The sequence below is a fragment of the Oceanobacter kriegii DSM 6294 genome, from assembly GCF_000422845.1.
GTDB classification, from domain to species: domain Bacteria; phylum Pseudomonadota; class Gammaproteobacteria; order Pseudomonadales; family Oceanobacteraceae; genus Oceanobacter; species Oceanobacter kriegii.
This window is the reverse complement of record NZ_AUGV01000022.1, coordinates 1-13,311: the sequence shown is the minus strand read 5'-3', so window position 1 is coordinate 13,311 and position 13,311 is coordinate 1. Positions and strand designations below refer to the sequence as shown.

Sequence of the window (13,311 nt, the reverse complement as noted above, 5' to 3'; positions counted from 1 at the left end):
CCTGATCAGTTAGGACAGGCGATGATGGACTTATGCAGGAAGTACTGGTCCACCAGGTAATGATTCAGTGGCGATACAGGCTCGTATTCCACAATAAATTCGCGCTCGCCATCTGCAGTACCAGCGTTTTCCCGAATCAGATCGACGTAGCAGTATGCGACCTTGGAGCGGCCGCCCAATGACGCCTTGGCTTCCGATTTCAGGCGTGCGCGATAGCGAATGTCCGGCTGCAGATCCATATGACCGGTCAGGCGCAGGTATTCGGAGTTGATGTCACAAATACGACCGGAGTAGAGCTTCTCTTTGCCGTCATAGCTCATAATTTCAACCGTCGCGGTGTTGAGCCGTACCCGAGGGTGCGCACGACGCTCAGCCTGGCCCTTGAGCAACTGATTGCCGATTTTCTCGCGCCACAAATAGTTCACGGAGCCAACCACCAATCGCCTTAGCAACACCCAGGCCGCGAACAAGCCAAAACCAACCTGACTGCGAGAAGAACTGGTGACGTATTGGCGGTCAATACGGGCACGCATGGTTTTCGGAGCGCTGTGAGGAGTACACAGCTGGGAAAAGCCAACGACACCCGGTGCTGTCTGGAAACGCACTTCGTAGTTGGGAATGTCCTTACACTGCTGAACGTACACTTCGTAACGCTCCGGGCGCGGGCCAATAAACTGCATTTCGCCACGGGCAATGTTCAGCAGCTGCGGCAGCTCGTCCAGGCGAGTGTCTCGCATAAATTGGGCTGCCGGGCGAATCTGGGCATGTTTGTGGTTAAACAGTTCACCACCAATTTTCTGCTGGGCACCCAACCCCAGCGTACGGAACTTGATGATGTTAAACGGCTTTTTCTGGTAGCCCAATCGCTCACCGACATAAAAAACCGGTCTGCCCATGGTGATCCACACGAGGACATAGAGGCAAAGAAACAGCGGAGATGCCAGGACCAGCAAGAGTGCAGCTAACGCACGTTCAATAAGAGGTACTTTCAAAACGTGATTCTCTTTTTCAGAGCTCCATTCATCTTGTCGACATGTCCTTTGGCGTTACTCATTCCTTGAGCAAACGCTTGTCAGTCAACGGCTAGAGTCCAGAACTGTGACTCAGTTACAAAAGTCACCATGCCAGAACTTTGTTACTCAATCCACCACTTCGCGGCGACACTTGTTTACTAATAATTACTTTTATCAGGAACGGAAAATAAATACGGCAAGCCAGCGTAATTACTGATGTCCTCAGGACGCTTGAATCTGTGATCAAAGAACTCAAGCAGGAAGCCAATGGTTACCCCAAGCATCAATCCGAGAATCAAACTGATCGGCAGGATTTTGCCTGCTTTGGGGAAGATCGACTGACTGGACGCATAGGCTCGCTCCAGAATCGACACAGAGAACAAGCGATCCGATTGTGTTTCACTGCGAATCTTGGCTTCACGATAGCGGGTAGCAAAGGTCTTGTAGGAGTCTTCAATCACGTCGTGCTCACGGTCCAGACGTTCGGCATCCAACACCATCTGATACAAACCGGCATTTTTCTTTTCAACGTCCACCATGGTCTGCTTGGCGGCCTGAATCTGGTCTTCTACACCGCGTAATTCCGAGCGCTCTTTCAGTATGTGACTTTGCACTTCTTCCCTGTAGACGTCGTACAGTCGATCCAGCAGCTCCTGCTCACGAATCACTTCCGGGTTTTCTTCGGTGTATACCCTGAGCTTGGCTTCCTTCTCGATCAGCAAATCCTGTACTTTTTTGGAGAAGTCACCCAGCTCCAGACTATCGATGGAGGTAAACAGATTAACGCCATCGCGCTTCATGTTGTCTTCCAGATAATCGACGTAATGGGCCTTGGCAATCCGTTTCGATTCCAGCCCGGTCAGGTCGCGTTCCAGATCGGCCATCAGCTCGATATTGCGTTTGATGAGGTTTCGCAGCGCCTGAGCGTTAGTGCCTCCGGAAACTGACACCATCTGGTCTTCCAGCTCGGCAAGGCTCTCATGGAACGACTTCAACTGGGTTTCGAAGAAGTCGACCTCTTCTTCCGGGTTGTACACCGCTTGTCGGCGTTGCAGGTATTCTTCAAAAATCGCCGACAGCAGATACGTCGCAGTCTCAGGGCTGGTCCAGGTCAAGCTCACCCGAATGATGGTTGAGCGCGGCACCAGGGTCGCCGACATGCTTTTCTGGATCTTACTGGCCAACTTACTCATGGCCTCAACGTCCATCAGGTCGGTATCGAGCTTACCTTCCGCCTGCACCCTGTGAATCGCCCCCAGCACCACGTCGAGGGACTGGATGATTTCCATATCCGAGAACAGGTCGGCCTCAGAGATAGGGCCAACTTCTGCCCGAACGTCCGCCAACGTCTCCTGGGATTGCAGCAACTGGCTGCCCTTCAGGATCACCGCCCCTTTGGCCTGATAGGTTTTCGGAGCGAACATCACAATCAGAATGCCAATGGCCATGGCAAAGGCAACGGCACCAAAGATGATCTTTTTCTGAATGAAAAAGATGGTCGCAAATTCCTTGATGTAATCCTGGGTTTTCATGATAACGGTCCCGTCCCTGCAGGATGGTTACGATTACTGAACGTCATAACTGACCCCCAGACCCAATCCCTGGAAGAAGGTGATATCGGCAATTTCAGACATCAGCTGCGCCAGACTGGAGACCTTGCTACGTGGTACCAACACAATGTCTTCCGGCTGCAGGAAGAAACTGGTCGCATGGGCACCAAACTGCGCCATATCCTTGATGTTGAAGCGGTTGGCGGTCAGGCGGTCGCCTTCTCGACGGAACACCACAATGTGCTCAGTCTGACCTTCACGAGTGTATCCACCCGCGAGGGCGATGGCTTGCAGAATATTGATCGGTCGATTGATCTCGTAGGCATCCGGGTTCTTGACTTCACCCATCACATAAATATTGGTGCCGGTTTGTTCATGCAGGAACAGGTTGGCTTTCAGACCCGGCATGTAGTTCTCGTAGGCTTTGATGATGTCATCACTGACTTCAGCAATGGTCTTTTTGGCGACAAAAAATTCGCCAATCATAGGGAATGAGGCATAGCCGTCCTGACGCACAGTCACCAGCTTACTCAGGCCCCGCCCAGCCGTACGCAAGTCGGTACGAATCTGTTCAACACGCGCGTCGATATTCAGAATTTCAACCAACACCTCAGGATAACGGAGGTATTTGGCATAGGCCTTTTCCAGCTCGTGCTTGAGTTCTTCCGAGGTCTTTCCGATTACCGGGTAAGAACCAAAGTACGGCAGCGAAATGGTGCCGTCTGGCAACACGTCCTGACGGGTGTCCAGTTCGGAGGCACCAATAAACCGAATATCCAGCGCATGGTACAAGTCAATTTCAAAACGAGACTTTTCCAGCTGCTTCTCAAGGTTGTACACCACATCCAGAACGTCGCCTGGCGCGATGTAATAGTGATCGAACAGCGGATAGTCATTGGCCATACGCAAGGTCGCGATCTTGGCCGCCGGGACCCCTTTGGTGTGATCAACCACATCGGTTTTGTCATGGTCCGCAGGAATGACATTGCCACCGCCGCTGCAAGCCGATAGCAAAAGAGCCGCCATGATTACCATCATCGCGGCTAACGCAGAGCCAGTCTTGTTCAGCATGACCAAAGGCATAGTACGCATTGTGTTTCCAATCATATCGAATCAGCCAGACAGCCAGTCATAAATACGCCGAGGCAAGTAGAACCGGCGTCGATTCATCGAAATACCAATCACCTTGCCACCAGCACTGGTAATCTTTTCTTCCGCGCTTTGGGCTACTTCCCAGCGCGTTTGCTCACACGCAACCACCAGCACCAAACCATCCACCGCTGACGCCATACGCGTCGCTTCTGAAGATGAGAAAACCGAGCTGCCATCAACGATGATGTAGCGATAGTAGTCTTTCAACAGCTCCAGCAGTTCTTTCATTGCACGGTTACTGATGTGTGCTCCCGCTGGCAGGTTGCCTGCCGGGATGTAGTCCAACCCTTTTTGCTGGGTCGCATGCAGCGCCAACTCGACCGGCACGGCACCCGCAATGATTTCCGCAAGCCCCGGGCCATGCGTCTGAAAGTAACGCTGCATCGCAGGTTTGCCGACATTGGAGTCAATCAGCAACACCCGCTCTCCATGTGACGCCAGTCCATAGGCAGCGTACATGGCCGAAATGGTTTTGCCATCACCATCAAAACAGCTGGTGAAATAGAGGGTTTTCAGTTCTTTCCCCGCACTCGACAAGTTACCTTCCACCATGCCCAGCTCACGTTCACTGCGTGCCAGTTGGCGCTTCACCTTGTTACTGAAAGCAACTGGCTGGCCACGAGCAACCAGCTGTTTAAGCGGAGCCTTTTTGACGCTGTCGGTCGTTTTGGCCGTTACCGCTTCGCTATCAGCGTCGGAGCCAGAATCTGCGGCCTTTTGTTGGACAGCCTCAGTTTTCACTGTTGGCTGAGGAGAGGGTTTGGCGGTGTCAGGGGCGGCAGCCACGGGTCCTACCGCGGTGGCAGCAGGCTCAGGCACGCGGCGGGCACGACCGGCAGCAGCTTGCTCAGCGTATGAGCGAAAGCCAGGAGCGAGGCCGTTGCTGTTTCCACTGTCTGCATGAATACTGCGATAACGCTCGCTGTAGGAGCCTTTAGAAGACATTTGTGGACGCGCATCATCCTCGCCTGCACGCAAGCGATGAAACTGATCCGCATACCCTCGGGTAGGAGCCTTGGTATCCGTCATTGCGAAGCCCTCACAAGAGGCCTGTAGGGGTTAACCAGCGACATTTCCATCTCGCATCACAACGGCCGCCAGAATCGCCAGCAACAGGAAGACAACCAGCCCCCGAAACAACCAGGCCGTCCATTTGCTGTCATTGCCCGCCGGTTTAGTGGGCTTTTCTTCATGGTCATCCGGGTGCATATTCCCTTGCTGAGCGTTTGGCTGCCCAGCAGGTGCGTTGGCGCCAAAATAAGGGGCTGCTCCCTGGGAGGACTGTGGGACACCAAAGTGTCCGGTTGCAGCGGTATGTTGAGGCGTACTGTGCGGCGCATGCATCGGCTGGTGTGCAGGGTCTGGTGCCTGGAATCCGGCTTGCTGGCCCGGGAATGGCACAGGCTGCATTGTCGCGTTTTGTAACGGTGGAGCCAGGGTGTCACCGTCAGAATGCAGTTTAAGGCCAGCTTCAACCGCTGGCTTTTCTGGTTCATTCAATACCGGCGCTGGAGGCACAGCCGCCGTGGCTTCGCTCACAGGAGCAGCAGTTGCAGCTGTATTTGCCGTTGCCAACTCAGCCACCGGGGCTTCAGCCATTGCTTCTTTGACGCTTGCTTCTTCAGTACGATCGACCTTGCCTGGCTCAGCTTCCCAGCCCAGTGCTTGCAGAGCTTCTTCGACCAGAGCACGGTCAATATCTTCAATGCCGCGAGAGGCACCAATCTGCAAGCACATGTCACACAGATTATTGGTCTTACGCAGAATGCCACCAGTAGCACTAACGATCAGGCGAATCGCGTCGTCCATAAAAAACGGCGATCCCTTGGCACCCGCGTGAATCAACCGGAAATAGATGTATTCCTTGGTATCCGCAAAATCCAGCCCCTGTACTTCGAAACGCCGTTTGATGCGCTGATCCAGAGGCTCCATGTCGAGAGCCTTGAGGCGCTGAACGAATGCCGGACTACCAAACAGGAACAGACGGATGGCGTAATTGCCTTCGCGGGTGTAGTTGGCCAGCAGGCGAATTTTGTTGAGGGTTTTGGAGTTATGCTCCTGCACATCGTCAACTATGATCACAAGACGAGTGTCGGGGTTGGCATCGACATGCTTGTAAATTACCCGGTGCAGGTCTTCTTCTTCGCTGTCCTGAGACACACCATCATCAATACCGAGCGCAGCACAGATCCCCCAGAGCACCTCCTGATAGCTTTGCATCGGCGTCGAGACATAAACGTAGGAATAACCACTCTGCTTAAGCTCTTCAACCAGCTTCAGGCACAGTACCGTTTTACCGACACCATAGTTGCCGGTAACCATCACCGCAGGCTCTTCTGACTCAATGTTCGCTTTGAGAAAATCCCACGCCCGCGTGTGGGTACTGGAGTCGAAGAAGACGCTTGGAGACGGCTTGTTAAGGAACGGCTCCTTGTTAATGAGGTGGTAAGTGTTGTACACGATTGCTCCTTGGCTCCATCTCCAACAGCGCCCTGTGACAGCGAGCGATGGTGTTTGTACGCTGTACCAGATTACGGTTTAACAGTTCGGTGACAGCTCTGTGAACAGGATTGGACCTATCAACTGTTCCAGTAATTCAACCTTTCCGAACAAGTTTAAATACTAAGAATAAAGGTGTCGACCAGATACCTGTCAGTTTATGAATCCGCCACACCAAATATAGCTTATACACCAGCGTGCTTATCAGGGTTCCCCAGGCGGCACCCATGGCGCCAATCTCAGGAATCAATACCAGACATATAACGGTATTGATCACCAGCCCGAACATCATGCCTCTGGCTGCTTCACCGGCGTTATTGGTCATACTTAACATCTGGGTTACCGCGCCCATGGAGGCATCAATCAAATGCGCCCCCGCAAGTATAACCAGTACCGGTGCTACGCTAATAAATTCAGCGCCGAATAACGACAACAGCCATTCCCCGGCAAAAACCATGATCAATGCGACTGGTATTGTCGCAGTAAAGATCAAACCCGCCACCAGACTCATTTTTTTTTGCAGTGCTTCCATTTCACCCGCTTCGTAATGTCGGGCAATCATGGGTTCTACGATCAAATTAGCAACGGCATGAGCCAGCGTAATAATTTCAGCGATCCGGAAAGCCGCATGGAATTTACTCGCTTCCGCAGTATCTTCAAGTACCCCCAATAACAGAATGCCTACCCGGCTATCAGCAACCAGCAAGGCTCCCGTCAGTACCAAAGGGAATAACTCTCTCAACCACTTACGAGTCTCATATTCCGGTGCTGCTTTGGGCAACTCCGCGAATACATGCTTTTGCGTCATATATTTATAGACAAAAGCTGCAGTAAGCGCCGCCAGCACCTGCATAAACATAGCCCAGGCCGCAGAAAAATCCTGCGCGAGAATCCACCAGGCTGCGCCAATGTATACCAGCAGAAACAAAGGCCTAAGCAGCAATTTTGGAATCTGGCCTGCCACCAGGTGCCCTGCTCCCCGCAACACGCCATCACGAATACGATTGATACCAAGCAACAAGGGAAGCACGGCACCAACAAGGCACAGCCAGAAGCCGTTCTCACCTAGGCCGTCGCCCATCAGCAATGCAACCAACACCAGTACGACGGCGGATATCAGCGCTCCCACGAAAGAAAATTGCCAGAGCCTGCGGAACAAGCCCCGCATCCTGCCAGCCGTTGCGCTGGTCAAATTCAAAACCGTGTGACGAACGGCCAGAGAGCGCAATCCGATGAACTGGGGTTCGGATAACAAGCCAACCAGCGTGAAGACGAACACATAGTGCCCGTACTCCTCAACGCCCAGCGTTCTGGCCAATACAACAGACACAGCGAACATGGCCACCAGGTTGAACACCTTGAGCCCCATCGTGTTGATCCCACCAAGGATCATTTTACGGGATATCACAGTGATGCGTTCCAGGTGGTCACAGAGAATCGAGGCTTCGCTGGCGAATAATATCCATTACTCCGGCGAGAGTTCCCTTGAAGCGAAGCCATTCTTTCTTTTTAAAAGACAATAGCACCCGAGCACCGGCGTAGAGAATATAGCCAAGAATGGCAAACCAGAAAAATAGCCAATCCAGAGGTGATTTTTTTACACTTTCGACAAAGAAGTAGTAGCGCGACAGGATAAACGCCCTTCCCTTGATAAACCGGTTAAAGTTTTTCTTGGGAGCCGGGTAATGGCAAAGACGAGCCCTAGGATTCACCAACAACCGGTACTTTTTCGACACCCGATAGCTGAACTCCTTATCTTCTCCCTGACCATAACCGCTGGCACTGCGATATCGGTTGGAAAAACGGAATTCGTCGAATACCTTGCGTTTGAATGAGGAAACGCCGCCCAGCAAGAAGTCCACTTCGGCAACGTCCTTGACCGGAAACCCGGTGCGGCCATAGTCAGTAGCAAAACCGGAGCGCAATACCTTGCCCTCCCGAAAACCGGAAATACCAAACAGGATGAATGGCATCCGTTCGAACACCCGCTCGAACAGAGACAGACTCTCGTTATCGATGATGCCACCCACACCACCAAGTTGGCCGTCCTGGTCATGGGTTTCGAAGGTGTTCACCAGCTCTTCGATGTAATTTTCAAACAGCACCACGTCGTCTTCGAGGAACACCAGAATTTCGCCACGAGCGATCTCCGCAGCCTTGTTGCGCGACTCGGTGACACCTGGAATGTCCTTTTGAAAGTAGATGCAGTCCATGCCACGGGCTTCAAGCTCATCACGCATAGGGAAGCCGCCGAGATCACCATCGTCAATAAGAATGACCTCATCCGGCAGCAAGGTCTGCTCAAGGATGGATTGCAGACACTTCTGCAAGTCCACCGGGCGGTGGTAAGTAGGAATGATCGCACTGATGCGGACAGTCATATCGGTTCGGTCCTTACGTCGCTATTACCGGCGGTTGAGCAGTCGTACGAAGTGACGCACGACTGCGTTTCAATACTACTGCGGCGAAATCGCCGCTATTCAATCACCAGGAACTCGACCCGACGGTTAAGCGCCCGTCCCTCGGTCGAGCCTGTGGAGTCAATCGGCTCATATTCACCCTTACCTGCCAGCAGCAGGCGCTTTTCGGACACGCCCGCATCGATCAGGTACTGATAAGCCGATCGGGCCCGACGCCATGACAGGTCGAGGTTGTACAGGTCGGTACCTTTACTGTCGGTATGACCAACAATCAGAATCCGTAAGTCAGGGTTCGCGTTGAGGTATTCAACAACCTGATCCAACACCCCGTTTGCCGTCGGTTTGAGGACATCCTTGTTGAATTCGAAGTGCACCGCTTGCAAAACAGGCAGGTTGGCAGCGCCGTTAATACAGCCATTGGCGCCAACATCAGCATCGGCAGGTGTACCCGGACAGACATCCTGGGAATCCGGTATTCCGTCACCATCCGAATCCAACGCACAGCCAACCGGATCAACCAGGGTATCTGCAGCGGTATCCGGGCACTCATCGATCGTATCGAGAACACCATCGGCGTCACCATCGATCACACACCCCCACTGATCCACGATGGCACCTGGTCGGGTCCCCGGACAACGGTCAATCAAATTCGGCACACCATCACGATCATCGTCCCACGGACAACCATTTTCATCGACAGGCACGCCTGGCATCTCTACTTCGCACAAATCCAGATCATCGGGAACGCCGTCGCCGTCAAAGTCGGGCGCTCTGCCCTCACCTTCGACCCACATACCGATGTGCTTTGTATTGCTACACGACGTACTTAGGACAGCAAGAAACACAATAAAGATGAAACGTAATCCCGTCACGATGGCTTCCTGAATGAATATCTGATGAACTCAGTTGACGTGGATTATGTATGAAGGGCTTATTTCAGGCAACTGAAGTACCATAAGGTACGATTTATCGAACCTCATTATTTCCCTGCATCAATAAATTGATATATCAAGTAAACGGGGCTCAAATGTTCAGTCATAACTTCTCAAAAAAATACCGAAACCCGTTAAACCTGACGCTTATATTACTGACAACTCTGTTTTCATTATCAGCGACCGCAGTCGATCTCAACGATACAGACGCGGAGCCAGGCCCGGCTTACATTCCGTCAGATTATTTATGGATAGACGCGGAACGACTATCCCGTTTGCCAATGGAAGGAGCTGCCTGGGATCGGTTATTGAAGATATCGAAACGGCCGTTGAAACACCCCAACCTGTCCGACCAGGACGATAAGGCAAATGTCGAAGTACTGGCCAAGGCATTGGTATTCGCCCGCACGGGCGACGAGCAGTTACGCCAGCAGGTAATACGCAGCTGCATGATGGCGATTGGTACCGAGCGCAACGGACGCGTGCTGGACGTTGCCAAGGAGTTAATGGCTTATGTATTAGCCGCTGATCTGGTGAAACTGCCTGAAGCGGAAGACAAACGATTCAGGCAGTTTCTGCTGACCCAAATGATCCGCCGCTATCCTTCCGGTAAAACCTTGCGCTCAACCCACGAAGATCGCCCCAACAACTGGGGGACTTACTCAGGAGCCACCCGCATTGCAATCGCAGCCTATCTTGGCGACCGCAAGGAAGTTGCCAGATCCGCCAAGGTATTCAAAGGCTGGCTGGGAGACCGCGACGTCTATCAGGAATTTCGCTACAAGGAGGATTCCTGGCAGGCGGACGATGACAACCCGGTTGGCATCAATCCCAAGGGCGCAAGTCGGGATGGCCACTCTATTGACGGAGTACTGCCAGATGACCAACGTCGTGGCGGCCGCTTCAGCTGGCCACCACCAAAGGAAAATTACGTTTACACGGCGCTTCAGGGGGCCGTTGCCCAGGCCGTATTGCTTCACCGAATGGGCTATCCGGTATGGCAATGGCAGGATCAGGCACTACTAAGAGCATTTCAGTGGCTCAACCACACGGCTCGGTTCCCCGCAGAAGGTGACGACACGTGGCTGCCGCACATCATCAACTATTACTACGGCAGTGACTTTGATGCACCTACTCCCTCAAAGCCCGGTAAAAACATGGGATGGAGTGATTGGACACATGCAGCCAACGAATCAGCAAATGCGCCAAATCAGGACCAGCAATAGACACAAAACGTGAGATAATTCACAAATATTGCGATAGTCTCTTGCTGTCATCATGCGATCCAACGTGCCAAGAGGCAAAATTCACATGCCAAAGATGTCGATTCAAGACTCCGTGATGGCACTCAGCGTTTGACCGAAAACGAGCAGCAAGGCTGTTCAACATGCAAGGAGACCGGTTTGGTACAAATCAACACGCGTAAATTGCTATTTACCAAACAAAGCTACTGGTTCAGTGCCCCCCACGAAGTTGAAGGCTGCGATGCAGCCTTCTTCTACGCAACGGAAGAGAACGTCGACCTGCCAGGATTCAAGCGCACCGAATCAAAGACCCTGACGATCCAGCTCGATCAGGATGCAGACGCGCTGATGAAGAACATGAGCAAAAGCTGCCGCTACGAAGTCAACCGTGCGGGGCGAGAAGGCCTGGTTGTCAAAAAGGACACCGATGCCGAAGCTTTTTATGAAATCTATAGTGAATTCGTCGACGCAAAAGGGTTTTCCGGCGATCTGGACATGTTCTGGAACTTCGTTGAAAACGGCGCGCTGTACACCTGCTATTGGAACGATGAGCTGATCAGCGGATTGCTCACCCTGCAAGACGACAAACATTCTCGCTGGATTCTCAGCGGCTCCAAACGCCTCTCCAGCGATGACAAACAGGTCGCCATGATCTCGGGGCTTTCAAACCGCTTGCTGGTGTGGCAAGCCATGCTGGACGCCAAAGACAGTGGCAAACAGGTCTTCGACCTGGGTGGCTATTTTGATGGTGATGATGAATCGCACCCGGAATATCGAATCGCCCGCTTCAAAAAAGGCTTCGGTGGTGAATCAGTGACCCAGTACAAATACCAGAAAACCTACTCCAGTCTGTTGAAAGCCGCCAAACACATCAAGAAGAGTGGTTAAGCCATGAAGCCCCTGATCAACAAGGTTCTCGCGGGACTCGCGCCCATCGCCATATCCGTACGCAAGCGTAAACTGGTACTTTGCTACCACCGCTTTTCGGAAGCAGGATATGACGATCCGTTTTTCAACCCGGTATCGACCATGCCGTTGGCCGAGCTACGCAAACAACTGAAGTGGCTGCTGAGCTTCGCCGACATCGTTGACCTGGAAACCTTGCTGAACAGCGACAGCAGCGACTGGCAAGTAGCCATTACGATAGATGATGGCTACAAGGACGTTGCGGACCTGGCGCTACCCGTGTTCGAGTCGATGAATACACCAGTCACCTGGTTTATTGCTACCCGCCCGGTCGAAGATGCCAGCTGGATTCCCTGGTGGGATATGGCAGCCTGGATACAGCGACAGACCAGCGGACAGCTAACACTAAACACGGATGACCTAACGGGTTCCTTCGAGCTGGCTGAAGCATCAAGTCGCCAGCAAATAGCAGCGACTCTTCGCAAACTGGCCTTATTCAACGGTATTGACGCCGCGGAGCAATTGGTAAGCTCAATCAGCAGTCAGTTGGAAGTCCCAGACAACGCATTTATACGTCCTGCAGACCTCCTCGCCATCAAAAGCTCTCCGATCCTTACCTTGGCCCCACACACTCATCAGCATCCAAACCTCGCCCTTCTGAGCAAATCAGAGCAAGAGAACGAGTTCAATGTGTCATACCAGAAGCTCGAAGAATGGGGACTAAACCCTGCCAAGTGGCTTGCATACCCTTTCGGGAAGGAATGGGCACGTTCGATGGATACCCACGAAACGGCCAGTGCACTGGGCTACAAGGGCGCTTTCACCACCAATATCGACTTTGTTGAAGCCGATACCAACCCTCATACCGTACCAAGAATCAGCGTCGACGGCCGCTGGAATATGGCTGCCTTTCAAGCACGAACCGTGTTCGCACCTATCCAACAACGAGTGAAAGCGGCATTGCGCTAATTTGTCCAACGAGCGCATAGGATTATTCTCATCAGCATTTGATGGGCGCAAGCGCACCATCCTATGGCGTTTGCCCCACAGACCTAATACGGCTTACGGGAGCGTGCTTGTTCCGTGAACGCCCGGCGGCCCGCCCGCATGGGTTACGGTGCTGGAATGAAGATTATGTATGGAGGTGCTTGAGTCGCAGAGGCGATGACCTCAATGAGTCCAACGCTGCGCGTTGTCTGGCTTCGCCACGCCTGCGGCGCTGCAGGCTGGCACCTTCGGTGCATCGCCTGTCACATGGGCCCGATATCAGTAACAGAGACCCACGTATTCTACCCATAACCCAGCAGGGCAACCGGGTATGAACTGCGCATAAAGAAAAACCCCAGCAGGTTTCCCTGCTGGGGTTTTGGGTTAGACCGGGGTCGCGCTCGACCTTGACGTGCTCGGCAAGCTCGTAACGAAAAAACCCCTGACCGCGTAAGCGATCAGGGGTTTTGGATAAGAGCTTGACGATGACCTACTCTCACATGGGGAAGCCCCACACTACCATCGGCGATGCTGCGTTTCACTTCTGAGTTCGGAAAGGATTCAGGTGGTTCCACAGCTCTATGGTCGTCAAGCAAACTGGTTTGGTG

Annotated in this window: 11 protein-coding genes and 1 rRNA gene; 3 read left to right on the top strand and 9 right to left on the bottom strand. The window is 52.8% G+C overall.

Annotated elements, in window-relative coordinates:
- Positions 1 to 5: 5 nt before the first annotated feature.
- The 8 genes from G516_RS23960 to G516_RS0111825 all read right to left on the bottom strand — a co-directional run bounded on the left by G516_RS23960 (position 6) and on the right by G516_RS0111825 (position 9,428).
- Positions 6 to 992, bottom strand: a complete 987-nt coding sequence (locus G516_RS23960; RefSeq protein ID WP_084645024.1) for a sugar transferase — start codon at positions 990 to 992, stop codon at positions 6 to 8.
- 179 nt (positions 993 to 1,171) lie between these two features.
- Positions 1,172 to 2,545 (bottom strand): GumC family protein, encoded by a 1,374-nt coding sequence (locus G516_RS0111855; protein ID WP_028293845.1) that lies wholly within the window; start codon positions 2,543 to 2,545, stop codon positions 1,172 to 1,174.
- 33 nt (positions 2,546 to 2,578) lie between these two features.
- Positions 2,579 to 3,655: a polysaccharide biosynthesis/export family protein gene (locus G516_RS0111850; RefSeq protein ID WP_028293844.1), complete on the bottom strand. Its 1,077-nt coding sequence runs from the start codon at positions 3,653 to 3,655 to the stop codon at positions 2,579 to 2,581.
- A 21-nt stretch (positions 3,656 to 3,676) separates the two neighbouring features.
- Positions 3,677 to 4,744: a CpsD/CapB family tyrosine-protein kinase gene (locus G516_RS0111845; protein WP_156879031.1), complete on the bottom strand. Its 1,068-nt coding sequence runs from the start codon at positions 4,742 to 4,744 to the stop codon at positions 3,677 to 3,679.
- A 30-nt stretch (positions 4,745 to 4,774) separates the two neighbouring features.
- Complete coding sequence (locus G516_RS0111840; protein ID WP_028293842.1) at positions 4,775 to 6,175, bottom strand: ExeA family protein; 1,401 nt, start codon at positions 6,173 to 6,175, stop codon at positions 4,775 to 4,777.
- Positions 6,176 to 6,311: 136 nt separating this feature from the next.
- A complete protein-coding gene (locus tag G516_RS0111835) occupies positions 6,312 to 7,622 on the bottom strand; it encodes a lipopolysaccharide biosynthesis protein (RefSeq protein ID WP_156879029.1) in 1,311 nt (436 codons plus the stop codon).
- A 19-nt stretch (positions 7,623 to 7,641) separates the two neighbouring features.
- Complete coding sequence (locus tag G516_RS0111830; RefSeq protein WP_028293840.1) at positions 7,642 to 8,595, bottom strand: glycosyltransferase family 2 protein; 954 nt, start codon at positions 8,593 to 8,595, stop codon at positions 7,642 to 7,644.
- Positions 8,596 to 8,690: 95 nt separating this feature from the next.
- The gene (locus G516_RS0111825; protein WP_051219353.1) at positions 8,691 to 9,428 is read right to left on the bottom strand and encodes an OmpA family protein; all 738 of its coding nucleotides are present in this window, start codon (positions 9,426 to 9,428) and stop codon (positions 8,691 to 8,693) included.
- 446 nt (positions 9,429 to 9,874) lie between these two features.
- Here G516_RS0111825 and G516_RS22205 point away from each other — a divergent pair, with 446 nt between their 5' ends.
- The 3 genes from G516_RS22205 to G516_RS0111810 all read left to right on the top strand — a co-directional run bounded on the left by G516_RS22205 (position 9,875) and on the right by G516_RS0111810 (position 12,685).
- Positions 9,875 to 10,792 carry an alginate lyase family protein gene (locus G516_RS22205; RefSeq protein WP_211225105.1) on the top strand — a complete coding sequence of 306 codons (918 nt, stop codon included), beginning with the start codon at positions 9,875 to 9,877 and terminating at the stop codon, positions 10,790 to 10,792.
- Positions 10,793 to 10,969: 177 nt separating this feature from the next.
- Positions 10,970 to 11,698: a peptidoglycan bridge formation glycyltransferase FemA/FemB family protein gene (locus tag G516_RS0111815; protein ID WP_156879028.1), complete on the top strand. Its 729-nt coding sequence runs from the start codon at positions 10,970 to 10,972 to the stop codon at positions 11,696 to 11,698.
- 3 nt (positions 11,699 to 11,701) lie between these two features.
- Entirely contained in the window at positions 11,702 to 12,685 is a 984-nt protein-coding gene (locus tag G516_RS0111810) for a polysaccharide deacetylase family protein (RefSeq protein WP_028293837.1), read from the top strand.
- A gap of 495 nt (positions 12,686 to 13,180) precedes the next feature.
- Here G516_RS0111810 and rrf read toward each other — a convergent pair.
- A 5S ribosomal RNA gene (rrf, locus tag G516_RS0111805) occupies positions 13,181 to 13,296 on the bottom strand.
- Positions 13,297 to 13,311 lie beyond the last annotated feature (15 nt).